The 22,676-nt window shown below is 54.0% G+C and carries 24 protein-coding genes and 1 tRNA gene; 7 read left to right on the top strand and 18 right to left on the bottom strand.

What is annotated here, in order from left to right; all coding sequences use genetic code 11:
• Window positions 1-48 precede the first annotated feature (48 nt).
• Complete coding sequence (gene rplY / locus IB196_RS07615) at window positions 49-333, top strand: 50S ribosomal protein L25 (RefSeq protein ID WP_005129291.1); 285 nt, start codon at window positions 49-51, stop codon at window positions 331-333.
• Window positions 334-453: 120 nt separating this feature from the next.
• On the opposite strand, the gene yejK is transcribed toward rplY, so the two are convergent.
• Window positions 454-1,461, bottom strand: coding sequence for a nucleoid-associated protein YejK (gene yejK / locus IB196_RS07610; protein ID WP_005129293.1), 1,008 nt, complete (start codon window positions 1,459-1,461; stop codon window positions 454-456).
• Window positions 1,462-1,595: 134 nt separating this feature from the next.
• Between yejK and IB196_RS07605 the strand changes: the two genes are divergently transcribed.
• The 4 genes from IB196_RS07605 to narP all read left to right on the top strand — a co-directional run bounded on the left by IB196_RS07605 (window position 1,596) and on the right by narP (window position 4,624).
• Window positions 1,596-1,823, top strand: a complete 228-nt coding sequence (locus IB196_RS07605) for a YejL family protein (protein WP_003027506.1) — start codon at window positions 1,596-1,598, stop codon at window positions 1,821-1,823.
• A 31-nt stretch (window positions 1,824-1,854) separates the two neighbouring features.
• On the top strand, window positions 1,855-3,615 hold the full coding sequence (gene yejM / locus IB196_RS07600; RefSeq protein ID WP_005129294.1) for an LPS biosynthesis-modulating metalloenzyme YejM: 1,761 nt from the start codon (window positions 1,855-1,857) through the stop codon (window positions 3,613-3,615).
• Window positions 3,616-3,690: 75 nt separating this feature from the next.
• Window positions 3,691-3,767: transfer RNA gene (locus IB196_RS07595), tRNA-Pro, on the top strand.
• 209 nt (window positions 3,768-3,976) lie between these two features.
• Window positions 3,977-4,624, top strand: coding sequence for a nitrate/nitrite response regulator protein NarP (narP, locus tag IB196_RS07590; RefSeq protein WP_040230593.1), 648 nt, complete (start codon window positions 3,977-3,979; stop codon window positions 4,622-4,624).
• 101 nt (window positions 4,625-4,725) lie between these two features.
• Here narP and IB196_RS07585 read toward each other — a convergent pair whose 3' ends face one another.
• The 15 genes from IB196_RS07585 to napF all read right to left on the bottom strand — a co-directional run bounded on the left by IB196_RS07585 (window position 4,726) and on the right by napF (window position 17,037).
• Window positions 4,726-5,775 carry a cytochrome c-type biogenesis protein CcmH gene (locus tag IB196_RS07585; RefSeq protein WP_040230591.1) on the bottom strand — a complete coding sequence of 350 codons (1,050 nt, stop codon included), beginning with the start codon at window positions 5,773-5,775 and terminating at the stop codon, window positions 4,726-4,728.
• Window positions 5,772-6,329, bottom strand: coding sequence for a thiol:disulfide interchange protein DsbE (dsbE, locus tag IB196_RS07580; RefSeq protein WP_040230589.1), 558 nt, complete (start codon window positions 6,327-6,329; stop codon window positions 5,772-5,774). The genes IB196_RS07585 and dsbE overlap by 4 nt, the downstream gene beginning before the upstream one ends.
• Window positions 6,326-8,281, bottom strand: a complete 1,956-nt coding sequence (locus IB196_RS07575) for a heme lyase CcmF/NrfE family subunit (RefSeq protein WP_188232055.1) — start codon at window positions 8,279-8,281, stop codon at window positions 6,326-6,328. Before IB196_RS07575 ends, dsbE begins: the two co-directional genes overlap by 4 nt.
• Entirely contained in the window at window positions 8,278-8,757 is a 480-nt protein-coding gene (gene ccmE / locus IB196_RS07570; RefSeq protein WP_188232054.1) for a cytochrome c maturation protein CcmE, read from the bottom strand. Before ccmE ends, IB196_RS07575 begins: the two co-directional genes overlap by 4 nt.
• Entirely contained in the window at window positions 8,754-8,966 is a 213-nt protein-coding gene (gene ccmD / locus IB196_RS07565; RefSeq protein WP_020996676.1) for a heme exporter protein CcmD, read from the bottom strand. Before ccmD ends, ccmE begins: the two co-directional genes overlap by 4 nt.
• Entirely contained in the window at window positions 8,963-9,700 is a 738-nt protein-coding gene (locus IB196_RS07560; RefSeq protein ID WP_040230584.1) for a heme ABC transporter permease, read from the bottom strand. The genes ccmD and IB196_RS07560 overlap by 4 nt, the downstream gene beginning before the upstream one ends.
• An 88-nt stretch (window positions 9,701-9,788) precedes the next feature.
• Window positions 9,789-10,448, bottom strand: a complete 660-nt coding sequence (gene ccmB, locus IB196_RS07555; protein ID WP_005129323.1) for a heme exporter protein CcmB — start codon at window positions 10,446-10,448, stop codon at window positions 9,789-9,791.
• Window positions 10,445-11,062 carry a cytochrome c biogenesis heme-transporting ATPase CcmA gene (gene ccmA, locus IB196_RS07550; RefSeq protein WP_223196016.1) on the bottom strand — a complete coding sequence of 206 codons (618 nt, stop codon included), beginning with the start codon at window positions 11,060-11,062 and terminating at the stop codon, window positions 10,445-10,447. Before ccmA ends, ccmB begins: the two co-directional genes overlap by 4 nt.
• Window positions 11,063-11,075: 13 nt before the next feature.
• The gene (gene napC, locus IB196_RS07545; RefSeq protein ID WP_005129332.1) at window positions 11,076-11,678 is read right to left on the bottom strand and encodes a cytochrome c-type protein NapC; all 603 of its coding nucleotides are present in this window, start codon (window positions 11,676-11,678) and stop codon (window positions 11,076-11,078) included.
• A 9-nt stretch (window positions 11,679-11,687) separates the two neighbouring features.
• Window positions 11,688-12,137 carry a nitrate reductase cytochrome c-type subunit gene (gene napB, locus IB196_RS07540; RefSeq protein ID WP_005129333.1) on the bottom strand — a complete coding sequence of 150 codons (450 nt, stop codon included), beginning with the start codon at window positions 12,135-12,137 and terminating at the stop codon, window positions 11,688-11,690.
• A 132-nt stretch (window positions 12,138-12,269) separates the two neighbouring features.
• Window positions 12,270-13,121, bottom strand: coding sequence for a quinol dehydrogenase ferredoxin subunit NapH (gene napH, locus IB196_RS07535; RefSeq protein WP_005129335.1), 852 nt, complete (start codon window positions 13,119-13,121; stop codon window positions 12,270-12,272).
• A complete protein-coding gene (napG, locus tag IB196_RS07530) occupies window positions 13,108-13,803 on the bottom strand; it encodes a ferredoxin-type protein NapG (protein ID WP_005129337.1) in 696 nt (231 codons plus the stop codon). The genes napH and napG overlap by 14 nt, the downstream gene beginning before the upstream one ends.
• A gap of 6 nt (window positions 13,804-13,809) precedes the next feature.
• A complete protein-coding gene (gene napA, locus IB196_RS07525) occupies window positions 13,810-16,296 on the bottom strand; it encodes a nitrate reductase catalytic subunit NapA (protein WP_005129339.1) in 2,487 nt (828 codons plus the stop codon).
• Window positions 16,293-16,556 (bottom strand): chaperone NapD, encoded by a 264-nt coding sequence (gene napD / locus IB196_RS07520; RefSeq protein WP_040230578.1) that lies wholly within the window; start codon window positions 16,554-16,556, stop codon window positions 16,293-16,295. Before napD ends, napA begins: the two co-directional genes overlap by 4 nt.
• A complete protein-coding gene (gene napF, locus IB196_RS07515; protein ID WP_040230577.1) occupies window positions 16,546-17,037 on the bottom strand; it encodes a ferredoxin-type protein NapF in 492 nt (163 codons plus the stop codon). Before napF ends, napD begins: the two co-directional genes overlap by 11 nt.
• A 413-nt stretch (window positions 17,038-17,450) precedes the next feature.
• Between napF and eco the strand changes: the two genes are divergently transcribed.
• The gene (gene eco / locus IB196_RS07510) at window positions 17,451-17,948 is read left to right on the top strand and encodes a serine protease inhibitor ecotin (protein ID WP_188232097.1); all 498 of its coding nucleotides are present in this window, start codon (window positions 17,451-17,453) and stop codon (window positions 17,946-17,948) included.
• Window positions 17,949-17,995: 47 nt separating this feature from the next.
• Here the strand turns inward: eco and mqo are convergent, their stop codons facing one another.
• Window positions 17,996-19,657, bottom strand: a complete 1,662-nt coding sequence (gene mqo, locus IB196_RS07505) for a malate dehydrogenase (quinone) (protein ID WP_040230576.1) — start codon at window positions 19,655-19,657, stop codon at window positions 17,996-17,998.
• A 278-nt stretch (window positions 19,658-19,935) separates the two neighbouring features.
• Between mqo and IB196_RS07500 the strand changes: the two genes are divergently transcribed.
• Window positions 19,936-21,183 (top strand): SulP family inorganic anion transporter, encoded by a 1,248-nt coding sequence (locus IB196_RS07500; RefSeq protein WP_188232053.1) that lies wholly within the window; start codon window positions 19,936-19,938, stop codon window positions 21,181-21,183.
• Here the strand turns inward: IB196_RS07500 and mgtE are convergent.
• Window positions 21,146-22,582 (bottom strand): magnesium transporter, encoded by a 1,437-nt coding sequence (gene mgtE / locus IB196_RS07495; RefSeq protein ID WP_005129351.1) that lies wholly within the window; start codon window positions 22,580-22,582, stop codon window positions 21,146-21,148. The two genes, IB196_RS07500 and mgtE, sit on opposite strands and share 38 nt — an antisense overlap.
• Window positions 22,583-22,676: the final 94 nt, after the last annotated feature.

The raw sequence follows: 22,676 nt of genomic DNA, 5'->3' as shown, positions 1-22,676 counted from the left end.
ACCTGTTGCTGGGTCGCCTGTAGCAGGAATTATTAAAGAGAGATTTAAATGTTTACTATCAACGCTGAAGTACGTAAAGAGCAGGGTAAGGGTGCGAGCCGCCGCCTGCGTGCCGCTAACAAGTTCCCGGCAATCATCTACGGTGGCGCAGAAGCCCCGGTTGCTATCGAACTGGATCACGATGCAGTTATGAACATGCAAGCTAAAGCTGAATTCTACAGCGAAGTTCTGACCATCGTTGTTGACGGTAAAGAAGTTAAAGTTAAAGCTCAGGCTGTACAGCGTCACCCGTTCAAGCCGAAGCTGTCTCACATCGACTTCGTTCGCGCGTAATCGCAAACAAGTTGAAGAAAAACCCCGCCAAGGCGGGGTTTTTTTATGGGATTTTGTAATCGATACTGATGGTTCTCGTCGACCGGATAAGGCGTTTACGCTCTCACCCGGCAAACGGTTTTATTTCCCGCCCGACGTGCGACGCTGCAGCTGGTCACGCAGGTTCGGTGGCGTACCTTTGATGGTCAAAGTATCTGTAGCCGGATCCCAGAAAATACGTTCACCCAGTAGCATGGCGTCGAAGTTGATGGTTAACCCACCGCCGCTGCCGGCAAATTTGGTTAACTGACGCAGCGTACTGCGATCCGCAGGGAAGCTCTCTTCCAGCTCGTAACCTTTATCAGCGGTAAATTCGCTGAAGCTAACTTCACTGACGCCGGAAAGCTCTTTGGACAGCGACTCCAGCTCGATCTCTTCACCGGCTTGTAGCTGTTCATTGCAGTAGCTGTACACCTGCTGACGCACGTTCTGGCGTTCAGCTTTATCGAGCTGCGCCTCGGCAGTAAAGTCATCGACCGCCTGCAGCAGGCCACGGTTTTGCGCTTTGGCATTCAGACCTTCGCTGGCGCCGAGGAAATCCATAAAGAAATCGGCAACTTTACGCCCGACCCGCCCTTTCAGGAACGTCAAATAGCGCGTGGACTCCGGGTTGGTTTCCCACTCGGTTAAATCAATACGCGCGACGATATCCGCATGATTGATATCCAGATAGTGCGTCGGGTTGATATCCAGATTTTCATTGACGCGCATGCTGCTTAAATTGTTCAGCACGGCGACCAGCAGATACTCTACCGCCAGATAACGGTAATGGCAGAACAGGACAATACCGCCGTCAGCAAAAGGATATTTCGCCAGCTCGTCCCGCAAACGCCCGGTCGCAGCACGACTAAAAGCCAGAAAATCCTCTTCACCCTGGCGCTGTAAGCGCAGCGTTTGCGCCAGCTCGCTCTCTTCGCTAAACAGGCCATAGGCTTTATTCTTGGCGCTATACACCCGGTGCAACTCAGCCATCATCTCGACAACCGTCGCTGTCGGTTCCAGTAATGAATCGCGCAAGACCAGCTCAAGATTCTGCTCGTCACGTTTGATAAGCTGGTGCAGGGCAATCTGGTTGATATCCAGACTCATGATAAACTCTCCTTTTAGACCGGGCGGTATTCAACCACCTGCCGGGCAGTGACGCAATAGAAGATAAAAAAGCAGAAAAAAAACTGTCTCTACGGTAATATGTTGCCCTTTCATGAACAGACTGATTTCGATTTATGCCACAAATTTCCCGCTATAGTGACGAACACGTTGAACAATTACTGAATGAGATGCTCAACGTACTGGAAAAACATAAGGCACCAACCGATCTTTCCCTGATGGTTTTGGGAAATATGGTGACTAACCTTATCAATACAAGCATCGCACCGGCCCAGCGCCAGGCGATTGCGAACTCTTTTGCCCGCGCATTGCAGTCTTCGGTAAACGACGACCAAGCGCACTAAGAGCCTGCTCCGGGGAAACGAACAACAGTTTATGGTAACTCATCGTCAGCGCTACCGTGAGAAAGTCTCCCAGATGGTTAGCTGGGGGCACTGGTTTGCCTTGTTCAACATTCTGTTGGCCATGGTACTCGGTAGCCGTTACCTGTTTGTCGCCGACTGGCCGACAACGCTTGCAGGGCGTGTTTATTCTTACCTGAGCGTTGTCGGGCATTTTAGCTTCCTGGTGTTTGCCACCTATCTGCTAATCCTGTTTCCTCTGACGTTTATCGTCATGTCCCAGAGGCTGATGCGATTCTTATCAGCGATTCTGGCGACAGCAGGCATGACGCTGTTGTTGATCGACAGCGAAGTGTTCACCCGCTTCCACCTGCATCTCAACCCCATCGTCTGGGAGCTGGTCATTAACCCTGACCAGAATGAAGCGGCCCGCGACTGGCAACTGATGTTTATCAGCGTGCCAATCATTCTGCTAATCGAAATGCTGTTTGCGACCTGGAGCTGGCAGAAACTGCGCAGCCTGACGCGTCGCCGCCATTTTGCCAAACCGTTAGCCGCATTCTTCTTCATTTGCTTTATCGCCTCGCACGTGATGTATATCTGGGCAGATGCCAATTTCTATCGCCCGGTTACCATGCAGCGCGCAAACCTGCCGCTCTCCTATCCGATGACGGCGCGTAAGTTCCTGGAAAAACATGGTCTGCTGGATGCGCAAGAGTATCAGCGTCGCCTGATCGAACAGGGGAATCCGGAAGCAGTTTCCGTGCAGTACCCGCTTAGCGAACTGCGCTATCGCGATATGGGCACCGGCCAGAACGTCCTGCTGATCACCGTTGACGGTCTGAACTACTCGCGCTTTGAACAGCAGATGCCTGCACTGGCAGAATTTGCCGGGCAGAACATCTCCTTTACGCGTCACATGAGCTCCGGCAACACCACGGATAACGGTATTTTCGGCCTGTTCTACGGCGTCTCACCAAGCTACATGGATGGCATTTTATCGACCCGAACGCCTGCGGCGCTGATTTCCGCGCTGAACCAGCAGGGTTATCAGTTAGGGCTATTCTCCTCGGATGGCTTTACCAGCCCGCTTTATCGCCAGGCGCTACTGTCAGATTTCTCGATGCCAAGCGTACAAACGCAATCTGACGAACAAACCGCAAGCCAGTGGATTAACTGGCTGGGACGCTACGCGCAAGAAGATAACCGCTGGTTCTCGTGGGTCTCCTTTAACGGGACGAACCTTGATGACAGCAACCAGAAGAATTTTGCCAAACGCTACGCCAGCGCGGCGCAAGATGTGGATGCCAACATCAACCGTATTCTCAGCGCACTGCGTGATTCCGGGAAGCTGAACAATACGGTGGTCATTATTACCGCAGGTCGGGGCGTGCCGCTGACGCAGGAAGAGAATAACTTTGCCTGGTCACGTGGCCATCTACAGGTGCCTCTGGTTATTCACTGGCCGGGAACACCTGCGCAGCGTATTAATAGTCTGACCGATCATACTGACCTGATGACAACACTGATGCAGCGCCTGCTCCACGTCAGTACCCCAGCAAGCGAGTACTCACAGGGTCAGGATTTGTTTAATGCAACACGCCGCCATTACTGGGTCACGGCAGCTGACAGCAGCACCATGGCCATTACCACACCAGAGATGACGCTGGTGCTTAATAACAACGGTAATTACCAGACCTATAATTTACGCGGCGAGAAAATTAAAGATCAGAAACCGCAGCTAAGTTTGCTGCTGCAAGTGCTGACGGATGAGAAACGATTTATCGCTAACTGATTAATTATAAATCAGTTAGCAGTCCATCCTCTTGCATTCGTGGTGGAAAGCAGTAGTATTAGCAGCCATAAGTGTCGGCACGTAGCGCAGCCTGGTAGCGCACCGTCATGGGGTGTCGGGGGTCGGAGGTTCAAATCCTCTCGTGCCGACCAAAATTCCCCAAAAAAACCAACCTTCTACGGTTGGTTTTTTTATGCCTGAGATTTAGCAATCCCTATTATTACCCCGGCCTTCAGCACAGGTTTTACTACTTACCCATGCACAAATTGGGGTAAAATTTATCCTCTCATCAGCGTATTGAATCTGGACGATTGATGCGCTGAAAACAATAATGATACTAATAAAAACTCAGGAGAATAGTATGCCTGAAGCAACGCCTTTTCGGGTGCTGATTGTTGATGACCACCCACTCATGCGGCGAGGAATCAGTCAATTACTGCAGCTGGATAGCGCATTTGACGTAGTTGCCGAAGCCGGCGACGGTGCGAGCGCTATCGATTTGGCAAACCGTCTGGACATTGATGTGATCCTGCTCGATCTCAATATGAAAGGCATGAGCGGACTGGACACCCTGAATGCGCTGCGCCGGGATGGCGTCACAGCGCAAATTATTATTCTTACCGTTTCGGATGCCGCCAGCGATGTGTATGCCTTAATTGATGCCGGCGCGGATGGCTATTTACTTAAAGACAGCGATCCTGAAGTCCTGCTGGAAGCCATTCGCGCTGGCGCAAAAGGAGGTAAAGCCTTTAGCCAACGCGTCAGCGATTATCTGCGGGAACGGGAACTGTTTGGCGCCGAGGAAGATCCGTTCAGCGTACTCACCGAACGCGAGCTGGACGTGTTACATGAACTGGCTCAGGGATTATCGAATAAACAGATTGCATCCGTACTGAATATTTCCGAGCAAACGGTGAAAGTGCATATCCGCAACCTGTTGCGAAAACTTAACGTCCGCTCTCGCGTTGCCGCCACCATCCTGTTTTTACAAACACGCGGCATGCAGTAATCAGATATTGCCCGATGGCGCTACGCTTATCGGGCCTACAAGTCACGTGCATCAGTAGGCCGGATAAGACGCTTTGCGTCGCCATCCGGCATCTTCCACTCTTACTTCTCCTGCGGCGTTAGCTGCTCCATCGCCTGTTTGATGCTGCGCTCAATTACCGCCCGACGGGTATCATTGGCGGGCAATAATTTCAGCATCATCTCCCACGCCGCAACCGCCTCGCCGAAGCGTTGCTGTTCGAAAGCATTAAACGCGTACATGCTGAGAATCCGCACGTTGGCATGTTCGCCGCGCACCAACTGGCGTAGCAGCTCCCCTCCCCGACGGTTATCATCTGGATCGGAAGAACGGGTCAGCGCTTCCGCGTAGCCCAGCGCGGCATCGCTGTTTTTCGGATCCAGTCGGTAGGCATTGGCATACGCTTCAGTCGCCGTACTGGCATTACCGAGAACCATGCCTACGCGCCCAAGCATGATCCAGCCTTCAACGTTCCCGGCATCGGTTTGCAGCCGAGTGCGTAATCCCAACGCCAGACGCGCCATATCCTCTTCATTCAGCGGTTCAGCCTTTGGATCTAACGCCCGCTCCAGCAACGCCGGAGCCTGTGCAGTCGCCTGCTGCCAGACCTTAACCTGCTTATAACTGCCGGTTTGGTAATAGCTCACCGCACCCACCACCAGCGCCACGATAACGCCGGGTATAAAGAGTCCTAATCCACCGCGTTTGCCGTCGGGGGTAATATCATCAGGAAATTCTTCCTGCTTCACCCGGACACGTCGGCGTGAACGGGCAAAAATAATCCAACCCCCCAGACCAATTGCCACAACGGGCATCACCCACAGCAGCACGGTCAGCGGCGTCAACGGCGGATCGTAAGTCACGAAGTTGCCGTAGCGCGCCACCATGTAATCGACAATTTCTTTCTGGCTTTTTCCTTCCTGCATCAGTTCGTAAACCTTCTGACGCAGATCGGTGGCAATCATTGAGTTAGAGTCAGCAATGCTGTTGTTCTGACATTTAGGACAACGCAGTTGTTCGGTAAGCTGGCGGAACTGCTGCTCCTGCGCTTCGTCCTTAAACTGCATCACGTCGATAGTCGCCAGAGCGGATCCCGAGATAACCAGCATCAGCAGGCCCAGTAAAAATCTCATTGCGCAGCCTCCTTACTGTACTTGTCCCATAACGGTTTGATCTCGCTTGCCCACACCCTGGCGTTTAAATCACCAGCATGGCGGTAGCGAATAATGCCTTTCCCGTCGATCAGGAACGTTTCCGGCGCGCCGTACACCCCAAGATCCAGACCAAGCATCCCGTCGCCGTCAAACAGGCTCAGCGCATATGGATTGCCCAGCTCTTTCAGCCAGACAATGGCTTTCTGACGATCGTCTTTATAGTTCAACCCAACGACCCGCACGCCTTGTGCCGACAGCTGGTTCAGATACTGGTGCTCAGCGCGACAGGTCGGACACCAGGTCGCCCAGACGTTCAGCAATACCGGTTTGCCCTGCGTCAGCACATCGGCCTGATAATGCTGGCCCGGATTTTCCAGCGATTCGAGGCGGAATGTTGGAACGGGTTTGCCAATCAGCGCCGATTCCAGATTCGTCGGGTCGTCCCCCTGCGCGTTACGCGCTAACTGCCACAGCAGCGCCGCCGCAATGATGAGAAAAATAATAAACGGGATTAACAGTGCGTTGCGCTTCATACAGCCTCCGACGCGTTTTTTTGCACCGCAGCGCGAGGACGCATGCGCTGGCGATAGCGTGGATCAAACAGGCAGAACAACCCGCCCAGCGCCATCAGCAACCCTCCGGCCCAAATCCAGCGAATAAACGGTTTATAGTACAGACGCACTGCCCACGCGCCGTTGTCCAGCTCTTCACCTAATGCCGCGTACAGGTCACGCGTCAGTCCGCCATCGATCGCCGCTTCGGTCATCATTGAACTGGTGCTGTTGTAAAAGCGTTTTTCCGCATGCAGCGTTGCTTCCGGCTTGCCGTCACGGGTAACACCAATCACGGCCACGCCCCCCCGGTAGTTAGGTCCGGTAATATCTTTTACTTCGCGGAAAGTGAACTGATAATCATGGATGCTGACGCTATCGCCCGCCTTCATGCGCACATCACGTTCAACGCTGTAGTTCTGGCTAAAGGCAATACCGACGATGGTAACAGCCAGTCCTACGTGACCTGAAACCATGCCCCAGTAGCTCGGCGTCAACTTCGTGCCGCGCGAAATACGCAGGAACGCTTCGGACATCGCCAGCACAAAAATCCAGCACGCCATCGCCATACCCACGACGGTCATCGCCGCAACGCGATCCTCAAACAGCCACGGTAGCAGCACGGACAGTACCAGCGTGGTAACAAACGCGACAATCAGTAGCGTTTTCAGCTTACGCGGTCGGTCACGTCCCCAGCGCACCAGTGGCCCAATCCCCAGCAATAGCGCAAACGGCGCCATCAGCCAGGTAAACATAGTGTTGAAGAACGGCTCGCCAATCGAAATACTGCCCAGTCCCAGCTGTTTGTGCACCAATGGCAGCAGCGTACCCAACAGCACCACCAGCATCGCAGCAATCAGCAGCACGTTATTACCCAGCAACAGCGATTCACGCGACCACAGCGCGTTATTCACCCGCGAGCGAACCTTGTGACCGCGCACTGCAAACAGCAGCAGGGAACCACCGATAACCAGTACCATAAAGGCAAGAATGAACATCCCGCGTGACGGGTCAGAGGCGAAAGCGTGCACCGAAACCAGTACCCCCGAACGCACCAGGAACGTCCCCAGTAAACAGAGCGAGAAGGCACAGATTGACAGCAGTAACGTCCAGGCTTTAAAGCTGGCGCGTTGTTCGGTCACTGACAGCGAGTGCATCAGCGCAGTCCCCACCAGCCACGGCATAAACGATGCGTTCTCTACCGGATCCCAGAACCACCAACCGCCCCAGCCCAGTTCGTAGTATGCCCAGGCAGAACCGAGCACAATACCCAGCGTCAGAAACACCCACGCCGCCAGCGTCCACGGACGCGAAAAACGGGCGAAGGTGCTGTCCAGTCGGCCGCTCATCAACGCGGAAATGGCAAAGGCAAACGCCACGGAGAAACCGACATAACCCATGTACAGCAACGGCGGATGGAAGATCAGCCCCGGATCCTGCAACAGCGGATTCAGGTCGCGGCCTTCAATAGGAAAATCTGGCAACGTGCGGGCAAACGGATTGGAAGTAAACAGGATAAACAGCAGGAAGCCAACGCTGACCATGCCCATCACCGCCAGTACGCGGGCGACGATATCCAGCGGCATCCGCTGGCTGAACAGCGCCACCGCGAACGTCCAGCCGCTCATCAGCAACACCCACAGCAACAATGAGCCTTCATGCGCGCCCCATGTCGCGGCGACGCGATACCAGACCGGAAGCTGGGTATTGGAGTTGCTGGCGACATAGATCACGGTAAAGTCATTGACCACAAATGCGTTTACCAGCACCAGAAACGCACCCATCACACAGATAAACAACACCCAGGCAAAGGGGCGCGCAGAGGCCATCATCCGGACATCGCCACGCGCTACGCCCCACAGCGGATAGACCGACAGCAGTAATGCAACGCCAAGCGCAAGACACAACAGCCCATTGCCAATTTCAGGCATCATGACGTTTTATCCTTATAAACACTTTCCGGGCGACGGTGGTTCTCCTGCATCGCTTTTTCGACTTCCGGCGGGGTGTAATTTTCATCATGTTTGGCCAGAACCTCTTTGGCCTGCACATGATTCCCCTGATCCAGCTCTCCCTGAACAACGACGCCCTGCCCTTCACGGAACAGGTCCGGCAGGATACCTTCATAAGTCACATCCACCACGCCTTCGGCGTCATAGATGCTGAAGTTAACTTTCAGCGACTGCGGGTCGCGCTTCACACTACCCGGCATAACCATTCCGCCAACGCGCAGGCGTTGACCGACTTCCGGCATCTGCTGAGTTTCACGCTTGCCGTAGAGTATTTCTCCCGGCGTATAGAACAAATCGATATTGGAACGCAGCGCATAGAGCACCAACGTGATGGTCAAAGCCAGACCCGCCAGCACCGCACAGGCTACCCATAGCCGATTTTTACGTCGAATATTCACGCCGCCTCCCGTTGCACTTGCGCTGCACGCATGCGGGCTTCCCGCGCCCGTTGTTGCGCCACCCCGCGCAAAATCGCGCGATGCTGTAGTGCAGAATGCAGCACCAGCACCACCAACGGAATTACGCTCATGGCCACAGCCAGCCAGACATATAAGGCGTAACCGCCCATCGCGAAAAAATCACTCCATGATGCAAATGCAGGGGTCATTGGCGGCCTCTTTTTAAGATCAGTTCGCTCACCCACGGGCGGCGTTTTTCCATCATCAAAATCAGGTTACGCATGCGCATCAGCGCCAGCGTGACAAACAGGAGCAGATAGCCGACGATCGCCAGACGCAGCGGCGCGCGCATTGCCGGATCAATACTTTGCTGCATGCGGGTCGACCCCTGGTGCAACGTGTTCCACCACTCGACCGAGTAGTGAATAATCGGTAAGTTGACCACGCCAATTAGCACCAGAATGCCGGCAGCGCGCCCCGCCAGACGGCGGTCATCAAAGGCATGCCACAGCGCAATGGCACCAACGTAGAGAAACAGCAGCACCAGTTCAGAGGTGAGACGGGCATCCCAGACCCACCAAGTTCCCCACATCGGTTTGCCCCATGCGGAACCCGTCACCAGCGCAATAAAGGTGAACACTGCACCAATGGGCGCCATCGCAGCCAGCGCCAGATTAGCCATTTTCATCTGCCAGACCAGGCCGATAAATGCGGCAACCGCCATTGATGCGTAAATGCCCATCGACCAGATTGCCGCCGGGACATGCAGATAGATGATGCGATAGCTCTGCCCCTGCTGATAATCCGCTGGCGCGAAGCCAAATCCCCAAACCCATCCTGTTACCAGTACCACTGCGCTGGCAATCGCCAGCCATGGAATAAACCAGCCACAGACCTGATAGAGACGTGGGGGCATCGCCAGTTGATGAAGTGTTTTCCACATAGTTCAGTCACCAGACTCAGTAAATTAGTAAATGTCCGTTTTACCGGAGGGCGGCTTCGCCTTGTCCGGCCTACAAGTCATATCTGCGCTATTGCACGCTGATACGTAACGCTGCAGCCGTGGCAAACGGGCTTAGCGTGGCACTACCTACCAGCAACGCGCCCAGAATCGCCATGTACCCCTCAACGGGTAAGTGCATGGAAGCTGCATCCATCGCGGCGGTCGCAAAAATCAACAATGGAATGGTTAACGGGAGTACCAGCACGCTCAACAGCACACCACCGCGCTTTAAACCCACCGTCAACCCCACGCCCGGTGCGCCGAGAAAACCCAGCGTCGGCGTTCCAAGCAGCAACGTCAGCGCCATAATTTGCCAACCATACATATCCATACCCAGCAGCAATGCCACCAGCGGCGAGAGGATCAGCAGCGGCAAACCGGTCACAACCCAGTGCGCCATCACCTTCGCCAACACCACTGCCGGTAGCGGCAATGGCAGCAGCATCAATTGTTCGAGGCTGCCATCCTGCAAGTCATCCCGGAATAAACGTTCCAGCGCCAGTAATGAGGCCAGCAATGCGGCAACCCAGATAATGCCCGGTGCAATACGCGCCAGCAGCTGCGGCTCCGGCCCAATGCTGAGCGGGAACAGTGTTATGACGATCAGGAAGAACCATAACGGATTGGCGATCTCTGCACTATGACGGAACGCAACCCGCAGTTCTAAACGGAAGATTTGCCACATCATTGCGTTGCCCTCTCGCTGGTCAGCGCAATACGTCGCACTTTATCGGTCTCAACACCCAGAGGCTGGTGCGTGGTAAGGATCACAATACCACCCTGCTCTGCATGCTGTGCCATGCGCTGAGTCAGTCGCTCAACGCCGTGCACATCAATTGCCGTAAAGGGTTCATCGAGGATCCACAGTCGCGCGCGGGTCAGCCAGAGGCGGGCCAGTGCCACGCGCCGCTGTTGTCCGGCGGAGAGTTGGTTAACCGGAATATCTTCATATCCGGCAAGCCCTGCCTGCGCCAGCGCCGCCAGACAATCGCCATCGTGATGGAAAAACCGTAGATTCTCCAACGCCGAAAGCCGGGTTTTTATCCCCGGCTGATGTCCGATCCACAGTAGTTCCTGATGGTAACTGTCCCGCACCTGGTGCAGCGATTTCCCTTGCCAGCAAACCTCTCCGGCATCAGGACGAGCCAGCCCGGTAAGCAACCGCAGCAGGGTGGTTTTCCCTGCGCCATTACTCCCGGTAATTTGTACCCATTCACCTGCATTGACGCGAAATGACAGATCGCTAAACAGAATTCTGTCATCTCGCTCGCAGAGCAGTTCTCTGGCCTCAAGCATCCTGATTATTTACATCCTGTTAAAAGCCCGGTTTGACTTCGCGCATATCTGGCAGTTTGTGTGCTATCCCTTTATGACAGTCAATACAGGTTTGCCCTTCTTTCACGGCCTGGTCATGCATTTTAGCCGCTACGCCTTTCTGGGCGGTTAAATCCATAAACTCGAAGTTGTGACAGTTCCGACACTCTTGCGAATTATTGTCTTTCATACGCCGCCATTCATTTTGCGCCATCGATAAACGGTGGTCTTCAAATTTTTGCGGTGTATCTATCAACCCCAGTGCTTTCGCGTACAGCTCCTTGCTGGCCTTGATTTTGCGGATCATTTTCGGCCCCCACTCATGAGGGACGTGGCAATCAGGGCAAGTCGCGCGCACACCGCTGCGGTTGTTGTAGTGTACGGTTTCCATGTATTCCTGGTATACCGTGTTGCGCATTTCGTGACAGCTAATGCAGAACTCTTCAGTATTGGCCTTTTCCATACCGGTATTAAAACCGCCCCAGAAAATAATGCCGCCCACAAAGCCGATTAACAACAGCGTGCCGAGCGCCAGACGGCTGGGGCGACGCCACCATTGCCAGACGCGCTTAATCCAGCCTGGTTTACGGTTAGAATTTTCCATAATGACCTCTTATTTCCCGTAACCTTTCGAGGGGGTGAAGGTATTTTCAACAATCGGCGCAGCGTCAGCCTGCGGAACGTGACATTGCAGGCAGAAATAACGACGCGGCGCGACTTCAGCCAGTACCTTGCCGTTGCTGTCCATAAAGTGCGTCGGGCTGATGCGCGGCGCACCGGTGGTGCGATAGCTTTCCACACCGTGGCATTGCAGGCAGCGGTTAGTGTTAGTCGTCACCTGATACCCTTCAACGCTGTGCGGAACCATCGGCGGCTGATTCACATAATTCAGCGGCATACGCTCCTGCTCTTTCGGCATGCGAATTGCCCCTTCCTGTGTCCCTGAGACTTCCGGTGACTGGCTCAGATCCACTCCGTTTGCAGCCCAAACGGCCCCACTGACTAGCAAGGCCAGCGCGGCGGTCCATTGACTCAGCGCTTTAATCAGGTCATGGCTTTTCATTGTTTCGCTCCCGAACTCCATCGCATTTACACTTCATCCTTTAAGCTGCCTCTTTGTTAGCTGCGCTCCGAAACCCCAGTCACATAGTTACTATGCTCCTGGGGAATTTCTCGCTTGCCGCCGCGATGCATCTCAAATGATTTTGTGTATCGTTATTGTAAAAACATCCTCAGAACAGACATCCACACAGCGACCGCAGGCCATGCAATCGCGACTGGTTACCTGCACCGGACTTTGCTCATCCAGCACCGGCGCACGTAGCACATGCGGTTCCGGGCAAACATGAAAACAATCCATACAGCGGTTACATCTGTTACGTTCTTTTGCCGAGACGGTTAATGCACCTTTACTGCCCACTATGCTATACAGCGCACCCAGTGGGCAGAGATGCCCGCACCAGCCATGCTCAACAACCAGTAAATCAAATAAAAACAGCGCGAGGATCAGCAACGCTCCGCTACCGAATCCCATTACCAGACTACGTCCCAGCAGAGAGACCGGGTTTATCCACTCCCACAGCAGCGTACCGGTCAGCGCAGAACCGACCAGAATGACCACCAGCAGGACGTACCGTATATAGCGCGGCAGGGTCGCGGACTGATTCAGGTCAAACCTTCTGCGCAGCCAACTGGCTAAATCGGTAACCGGGTTCATTGGGCAAACCCAACTGCAAAACAGTCGCTTACCTGCCAGGGCATACAGCACCGTGATGATGGCGGCGCCTGTTAACGCGACTGTTGCTGGCAGGTGCCCGCTGGCCAGGCTTTGCAGGGTAATGAGTGGATCGGTTAACGGAATGGTATCCAGCAACAGGCTACTGCTGTAATTACCATGCAGGATCCACACGCCCAGCCACGGACCGCTGAGGAACATCGCCAGGATCAAAAACTGACTCAGACGACGCAGCACCAGCCAGCGATGGCTCCGCCACCACCCTTTTTTCGCCTGCGCTTCACGCCCGGCATCACGTTTACGATTTGCCATTGTTCCCCTCCAGCCAACCGAAGCGGTAATGGTGTCCTAACTCCCCTTTCGCCAGCGACAGCGGCAGCACTTTTATTGCAGGCTGCTCCAGTACGCAGACTTTTTCGCATTTCCCACAGCCGGTACAGGCATCGCTGTGCACGGTCGGAATAAACCTCGCGTGCTTGCCGGTACGCATGTTGCGGTCCAGCTCCAGGGTGATAGCCTCATCGATTTTCGGGCACTCGCGATAGCAAACGTCGCAGCGTAACCCCTGATAGTTGAGGCAGTTTTCGTGATCCAGCAGTACCGCCAGTCCCATGCGTGAATCGTCAATAGACTCAATCTCCCTGTCCAACGCGCCGCTGGGGCAGACTTTGGCGCACGGAATGTCTTCACACATCTCGCAGGGGATGTCGCGAGCGACAAAATAGGGTGTTCCGGCCGCCAGCCCGGAGGCCAACGTTGCCAATTTCAGCGTGTCGTATGGGCAAGCCTGGACGCACTGGCCACAGCGCACGCAGGCGCTGGCAAATGCGTCCTCACTCAGAGCCCCAGGCGGGCGCAGCCGCACGCCGGTTGCTCGTGCGGTTTGCTGTTGCAACCCCAGCGCCACGCCAACGACGGCCAGCCCGCCTGCTGCGCGAACCATATCGCGCAGGAAGCGGCGGCGGCCATTTTGGGGTTTTGCTGACCGGGTCATAACGCGTTACACCTTCGCCAGTTTCACAGCGCACTTCTTGAAATCCGTCTCTTTAGAGAGCGGATCCGTCGCATCCAGCGTCAGGTTGTTCACCAACTGTGCGGCGTCGAAGAACGGCATGTACACCAGCCCCTGCGGCGGACGGTTGCGGCCGCGTGTTTCAACAATCGAAATCACTTCACCACGACGGGATACCACTTTGACCTTGTCGCCACGGCGCAGATCGCGCGCTTTCGCGTCCAGCGGATGGATAAACAGCACCGCCTCCGGGAACGCACGGTGCAGTTCCGGCACGCGGCGCGTCATGCTGCCGGTGTGCCAGTGTTCCAGCACGCGACCGGTGGAGAGCCACAGGTCATATTCTTTATCCGGCGCTTCAGCAGCAGGCTCAAACGGCAGCGCGAAGATGACCGCTTTGCCGTCCGGTTTGCCGTAGAACTTGTAGCTTTCTCCAACCTTCACGTACGGATCGTTGCCTTCGCTGTAGCGCCACTGAGTCTCCTTACCGTCGACCACCGGCCAGCGTAACCCGCGCGCCTTGTGGTAATCATCAAACGGTGCAAGATCGTGTCCGTGTCCGCGACCAAACCAGGCATACTCTTCGAACAGACCTTTTTGCAGGTAGAAACCGAGTTCGCGAGATTCATCGTTCAGTTGATCTTCAGCCAGTTCGCTGACCGGGAATTTCGTTACCGCTGGCGTGGCGAACAGCACGTCATACAACGTCTTACCGCGCAGCTCGGGTTTCTTCGCCAGCAGTTCCTCCGGCCACACTTCTTCCGTTTTGAATCGGCGGGCAAACTGCACCATCTGCCACAGATCAGATTTCGCTTCACCCGGTGCTTTAATCTGCTGACGCCAGAACTGAGTACGGCGCTCGGCGTTACCGTAAGCCCCTTCTTTCTCTACCCACATCGCTGTTGGCAGGATCAGGTCGGCCGCCAGAGCACTGACCGTCGGGTACGGATCGGAAACGATGATAAAGTTGCGCGGATCGCGCCAGCCAGGCATACGCTCTTCGTTGATGTTCGGCCCAGCCTGCATGTTGTTGTTACACATCACCCAGTAGACATTGAGCTTGCCATCTTTCAGTGCGCGGTCCTGCGCCACAGCATGCAGACCGATTTTCGCCGGAATTGTCCCCGCCGGAATGTTCCAGTGTTTTTCGCAGATATCGCGGTGTTTCTCGTTCGTCACCACCATGTCCGCAGGCAGACGGTGAGAGAAGGTCCCGACTTCACGCGCGGTACCACAAGCGGAAGGCTGACCCGTCAGCGAGAATGGGCCGCAGCCTGGTTGAGAAATTTTACCGGTCAGCAGGTGCAGGTTATAGACCAGGTTGTTAGCCCATACGCCACGGGTATGCTGGTTAAAGCCCATCGTCCAGTAGGAGATGACTTTTTTCTTCGGATCGGCATACAGCTGCGCCAACTGTTCCAGTTGATCTTTTGGTACGCCGGTCATTTCGGCGGTTTTGTCCAGTGTATACTCGGCAACGAAGGCTTTGTAGTCCTCAAAGCTCATCGGTTCAGAGGCATCGGAACCTGGATTTTTCGCCGCTTTTTCCAGCGGATGGGTAGGACGCAGACCGTAGCCGATATCCGTCGCCCCTTTACGCAGATTAACGTGCTTGCTAAAGAAGTCCTGGTTTATCGCATTGTTTTGAATGATATAGTTTGCGATGTAGTTGAGGATCACCAGGTCGCTTTGCGGCGTAAAGACGATGCCGTTATCCGCCAGCTCAAAGCTACGATGCTGGAAGGTAGAGAGAACGGCGACGTTGACGTTAGGATCGGACAGACGACGGTTGGTAATACGCGACCACAGGATCGGGTGCATTTCCGCCATATTTGCGCCCCACAGGACGAAAGCATCCGCATGCTCGATATCGTCATAACAGCCCATCGGCTCATCCATCCCAAAGGTACGCATAAAGCCCACAACGGCTGACGCCATGCAGTGACGCGCGTTCGGATCGATGTTGTTCGAGCGGAAACCGGCTTTGAACAGTTTTGCGGCAGCGTAGCCTTCCCAGATGGTCCACTGACCGGAGCCAAACATACCAATAGCGTCTGGCCCTTTCTCTTTCAGAGAGGCTTTAAATTTCTCTTCCATCACATCAAAGGCCTGATCCCAGCTAATCGGGGTGAATTCGCCTTCTTTGTGATATTTGCCGTCTTTCATGCGCAGCATCGGCTGCGTTAAACGGTCTTTTCCGTACATGATTTTCGGCAGGAAGTAACCTTTGATGCAGTTAAGCCCACGGTTAACCGGCGCATCCGGGTCACCCTGACATGCCACAACACGCCCTTGTTGAGTGCCTACCAATACGCCACAACCGGTACCGCAAAAACGGCACGGGGCTTTATCCCATTTGATGGCTTCTTGCTGACCGACTACCGCACGGGCTACGCCCGGCACGCTTAACCCGGCAGCCGCCGCAGCGGCCGCAACGGCGTTAGCTTTCATAAAGCTACGACGACTGAGTTTCATGGTGTTTCCTCACCTTGCTCATCCTGCTGGTGATAAACCAGCGACACCGCCAGCACGCCCGCAACGTTGCGCACTGACTCAATTGTTTTCATTAGCGTTTCACTATGCTCAGCTTCTACCACCACAATCAGCTGACCGCTTTCCACATCGCTGAGAGCAACTTCGCAACCCGGAAACGGACGTAACTGCGTGGCGATATCGCTGATGTACTGACTTTTGGCCTGAACGACCAGGCTGCAGACCTGCCAGTTAGTGTCCATGGTTGTACTCCGCATTAATGGCTGATACCGGACAGATAGCGACACACGCGCCGCATCCGTTACATGCCTGGTTGTCGAGCTGTGGCTGATAAATACCGGACAGCGTGGGACGAAAGGTAATGGCCATGGGTTCACAGCTATCCTGACAGCGATGGCATTCAACGGACTGATGCGCGAGACAGTTGTCACCGATCGAAAAATTCAGATCCCATGCCCTGGTGTGGCGCGGAAGAAAAAGTGATTCGGGACAGGCTTCTGCGCAGGCATAGCAAAAGCTGCACTCGCCATGTTTGAAATTTACGCTCGGGTAACCACCCTGGCCTCGCTGCAGGATGTCGGTTTCACACGCCTGGATGCAGGCGTCACAACGGAGGCAATGAGCCAGAAAGTGAGAGTCTTCCTTGCTCCACGGCGGACGAATCCCATTGCTGGCTTTACGCCAACTGCCTGTCAACATGCCTCGACGGGATAAATCAACCATGACATTGTCCTTCCATAATGACGCTCTCCCTGAGCGGGTTGAACGACAATAAAAAACGCACTATTTATGAGTAGTTATTTTTAGCCGTAAGATATTTCAGGATGTGTTTGAGGTGCATACCCCAATTGGGGTAAATGCTGTTGCCGGATCAAAAGAGTGTTGAGTTGGCGGGAAAAAGTGCGCTTTTGTTCACATTTCAATGAGTTATATAATCAATTATATAACGAAAAAATTAAACAGAGAATAATCTCATTATTCAGATAATTCATGGTGTTTATAGCTACATAAATTATAAACCTTCAATTAATACACTTAAAATATAAGTAAATTTAGATTAATGGACGATATGAATATGCTACCCTGCCCTTGATACGTTCATAAGACAGAAGAAAGGAAATACTGTGAACAATAAGATGAAGACAATTGTCCCTGCCGTACTCCTTGCCGCCTTCGCCAGCACCTCTGTGTGGGCGACAACCACCGATGCCAGCGCTCAGCCGCTGGAAAAAGTCGCCCCTTATCCTAAAGCGGACAAGGGAATGAAGCGTCAGGTTATTCAGCTTACTCCTGAGAAAGATGAATCTACTCTCAAAGTAGAACTGCTGATCGGACAAACGCTGGAAGTTGACTGCAACCAACACCGCCTGGGCGGAGACCTGGACAGCAAAACGCTGGAAGGTTGGGGATATGACTACTATGTCTTTGACAAAGTTACGTCTCCGGTCTCAACCATGATGGCTTGCCCGGACGGTAAGAAAGAGAAGAAATTCATCACCGCGTATCTGGGTGATGACGGTATGCTGCGTTACAACAGCAAGTTGCCGATTGTGGTCTACACCCCGGAAAACGTGGAGGTGAAATACCGCATCTGGAAAGCAGAAGATAAGATTCAGGACGCCGTCGTGCGATAAGTGAGAATGTGCCGGATGGCGGCGTAGCGCCTCATCCGGCATTTTATTTACAGCGCGATATCCGCCACGGCTTTCTGCTCAGGTTGCGGTTGTGCCTGAGGTTTCAGCTGTGGTTTCGGCGCTTCATCAGCGACCTGCGGCTTATCATATTTCAGCCCCAGAACGTCACTGGTGTACTGCAGCTCTTGTTCCGTAGCCTCAACGTTACCGTTCAGCTTCGTGCCATAAGACGGAATAATCGTTTTCAGCTTCGCCTGCCACTCAGGGCTGGCTACTTTATCTTTAAACACTTTTTCCATCAGATGCAGCATGATCGGCGCCGCGGTTGACGCTCCCGGAGAAGCCCCCAGCAGTGCAGCAATGGTTCCCTCTTTATCGCTGACCACTTCGGTTCCCAGACGCAGAACGCCGCCCTTCTCAGCATCGCTTTTGATGATCTGCACGCGCTGACCCGCTTGCCACAAACGCCAGTCTTCTTTCTTCGCCTCTGGATAGTACTCCTGCAGAGCAGCAAAACGATCGTCGTCGCTGAGCATCACCTGGCTTACCAGATATTTCACCAGATCGAAGTTATCCAGACCAACATTCACCATCGGCATAAAGTTCGACGTGGTGGTAGAACTGAGCAGATCCCACAATGAACCATTTTTCAGGAACTTGGTGGAGAAGGTCGCGAACGGCCCAAACAGCACCACGCGTTTACCATCGAGGATACGGGTATCGATGTGCGGCACGGACATCGGCGGCGCGCCGACTGATGCCTGACCATACACTTTCGCCAGATGGCGATTTACCACGTCCGGATTGTCCGCAACCAGGAACTGCCCACCAACCGGGAATCCGGCATAGCCTTTCGCTTCCGGAATGTCGGTTTCCTGCAGCAGTTTCAGTGCTGCACCACCGGCACCAATGAAGACAAACTTCGCCTTAATATCGTGTTCCGCTTCGTTGTTTTTCAGATCGGCAACCGTGACGGTCCAGCTATTATCCGCGTTACGCTTAAAGCCGCGAACTTCGGTGTTCAGTTGCAGAGCAAAATTAGATTTTTTCTGCAACGATGCAATCAGCTGGCGCGTAATTTCACCGTAGTTCACGTCAGTACCGATCTCGGTACGCGTTGCCGCAACTTTCTGTTTCGGATCGCGACCTTCCATAACCAGAGGCGCCCATTCTTTAATCTGCGCGTGATCTTCAGAGTAGCGCATACCGCGGAACAGGGTGCTTTGCTGGAGTGCCGTGTAACGGGCACGCAGGAAATTCACGTTCTCGTCGCCCCAGACAAAGCTCATATGGGGAACAGTGGTGATAAACGAGCGGGGTTCATGCATCACGCCGTTGTTGACCTGATACGCCCAGAACTGGCGGGAAATCTGGAAGGCTTCGTTAATGTCGACTGCCTTTTCAATACTGATGCTACCGTCAGCCTTTTTAGGCGTGTAGTTCAGTTCCATCAGTGCGGAGTGGCCTGTTCCGGCGTTGTTCCAGCCGTTTGAACTCTCCTGAGCAACGCCATCCAGTCGCTCTACCATGGTCATTGACCATTGCGGCTCCAGCTCCTGCAAATAGGTTCCCAGTGTGGCGCTCATAATGCCGCCGCCAATCAACAGTACATCCGTTTCCTGCTCTTCCGCCGCTTTCGCTTTTGCTGCCATTGAGACAACATTCAGCCCTAGGGCCATGGTGAAGAGCATGGCAGTCACTTTTTTCATAATGTTAATGCCTTACTTTTAGTATCGCTTTTTGCTTTTTATGCAGGTGAAAATCGAGCGGCATCAACGGTAACACTTAAGTAAAAATAATTAAATATTGTTTATAAATTATATTTAAATTTTAAAAATGTTATTGATACGTTGATTCTTTATGTGGTTATTGACAATCATTTCTGGAAACCTCCCCGTCAGACGGGTACTATGCTGCGCTTTGCTATTCACTGCACGGATGCCTGTCGGTCTGCTGTCATCAGGCCTTTTCTGACCTGAGAGTAACTATGTCTGCAACACACTCTTCCCCTGCCGCGATGGCAGAACACACCACCCGCATCGTGTTACGCCAACCCCACCTGCTGGTTCGTGAAACGCTGGCTGGTGTGGTAACCGCCCTGGCGCTGATCCCGGAAGTGATTTCGTTTTCAGTTATCGCCGGCGTGGACCCTAAGATCAGCCTGATAGCCTCGGTAGTACTGTGCCTGGCGATGTCCTTTTTAGGTGGGCGTCCGGCAATGGTTACCGCCGCTGCAGGATCGGTTGCATTAGTCATTGGCCCGATGGTGCATCAACACGGCGTGCAGTACATCCTGCCTGCGGTAGTGCTGGCCGGGATTATTCAGATCCTGTTTGGTGTGTCAGGAATGGCACGTTTGATGCGGTTCATCCCCACGGCTGTGATGACCGGTTTCGTCAACGCGCTGGGTATTTTGATTTTCTTTGCTCAGGTCCCGCACTTCTGGGGGAAAAGCCCGTTAATCTGGGGGCTGTTCGTCCTGACGCTGCTGATTATGCTGTGGGTTCCGCGGTTTATCAAAGCCATCCCCGCGCCGCTTATCGCCATTGTGCTGCTGACGGTGTTCACTGTCGCCAGCGGGCAACTGTTACCGACCGTCGGTGACGAAGGTTCAATGAGCGGCGGTCTGCCGGGCTTGACGCAGTTACTCGTACCACTCAACCTGCAAACGTTAGCCATTATCTGGCCCTACGCGCTGAGCATCGCTTTTGTTGGATTGATGGAATCGCTATTAACTGCCCGACTGGTTGACGACCTGACGGTCACCCCGTCGAATAAAAACCGCGAAAGCACCGGACTGGGCGTAGCCAATATCCTGACCGGTTTTTATGGCGGCATCGCCGGATGCGCGATGATCGGTCAAACGATTGTCAACATTGAGATGGGGAAAGCCCGCAGCCGTGTTTCCACGTTTGCCGCCGGGCTGGTCTTGCTGCTGCTCGTCACCGCACTCAGCGAGGTGATGGCAAAGATACCGATGTCAGTACTGGCGGGAATTATGGTGATTGTGGCGGTAAAAACGTTTAGCTGGCACAGCATCCGCCCCACGACGCTGACCAACATGCCGGTCGCCGAAACGCTGGCAATGTTGGCTACCGTCGCCGCGACAGTCTCTACCGGCAACCTGGCGATTGGCGTGGTTGCCGGCGTGATCACGATGTTGATACTGCCGCGCATCGTCAGAGGGAAACGGGCGTCTACATCAAAAACAGCGTCGCCAGACCCAGAAAAATAAAGAATCCGCCGGTGTCGGTGATAGCGGTAATCATGACGCTGGAGCCGACCGCCGGATCGCGCCCCAGCTTGACCATCGTCATCGGAATGATAACGCCCATTAGCGCCGCCATCAGCAGATTGAGCATCATCGCCAGGGTCATCACGCCGCCCAGCGCCATATCATCGTACAGCCACCAGGTGATGCCGCCCATGATTCCGCCCCAGACAAGGCCGTTGATCAGCGCCACCCCCATTTCACGCAGGATCAGAAACGTCAGGTTGCCAGGCTGAATATTCTGCAACGCCAGCGCCCGGACGATCATGGTGATGGTCTGATTACCCGTATTACCACCAATCCCTGCCACAATGGGCATCAGCGAGGCCAGCGCCACCAGTTGTGAAATGGTGTGCTCGAAACCGTCGATTACCCGCGAGGCGATAAAGGCGGTACAGAGATTAATTGCCAGCCACGCCCAACGGGTTTTTACCGCTTTGGTGACCGGAGCGAATACGTCCTCTTCGGCACTTAAGCCCCCCATTCGACGCAGATCGGTATCGGTTTCTTCATAAACCACGTCGACGATCTCATCGACGGTTAAGCGTCCCATCAGCTTGCCGGAAGGGTCAACCACCGCAGCACTGACCAGGTTGTCACGTTCAAACGTACGCGCAGCGTTCTCGGCGATATCTTCCGGAGAAAATGTCAGCGGATCATCCTCCATCACTTCGCTGACTTTGCGCTGCACGTCATTGAGCAGAATACAGGTTAGCGTCAGTTCACCCACCAGAACTTTATTGCGATCGGTTACGAAGAGTTTATCGGTGTTCTCCGGCATTTTTCCCAGCCGCCGCAAGTACCGCTGCACCACTTCCAGCGTCACGTCCGGACGAACGGTGATGACTTCGAACTCCATAATCGCACCAACGCGATTCTTCTCGTAGTGCAGCACCTGACGTACGCGCGCCCGCTCTTCAGCAGGCAATGATGCCAGCAGTCGACCGGTAAGGTTACGGGGTAAATGCTGTACCAGATAAATCTGTTCGTCGATGTCGAGATATTGCAGCGCATCCAGTAGCTCGCGGTCGCTCATCTCGTCGATCAGGTCATCCCACACATTTTCTGATGCTTCAAGCAGGACGTTGCCGCGTTTTTCACTTTCGACCAGTCGCCACAGGGCGTGACGCTCTTCGGAGGGCAGTGCTTCAAGGGTATCGGCCAGATCGGGTGGCGGCAGATGCGCCACCAGTGCCCCTACCTCAGCAATATCGTCGGCTAACGTACCGACGTCATATTGCTCAGCCAGGGTAAGCTTACCCAATAATGTTGAAATAATGGCTTTATCAGTGGTCAGTAGCCAGATAAGACGAGCACGTTCCTCGTCACGTAGCCTGGCGCTGTTTTTGTTTATTACGGACATTAATCATAAATCCATGATATGAAATACCATCAATCATGATGCCGAATTATGTAAATAACAATAAACGATGCCGCCGGATGAATAAAAAACCGGC

The sequence above is a fragment of the Citrobacter sp. C6_1 genome, from assembly GCF_014596835.2.
Taxonomy (GTDB): Bacteria; Pseudomonadota; Gammaproteobacteria; order Enterobacterales; family Enterobacteriaceae; genus Citrobacter; species Citrobacter pasteurii.
This window is presented reverse-complemented; position numbering and strand designations above follow the sequence as displayed.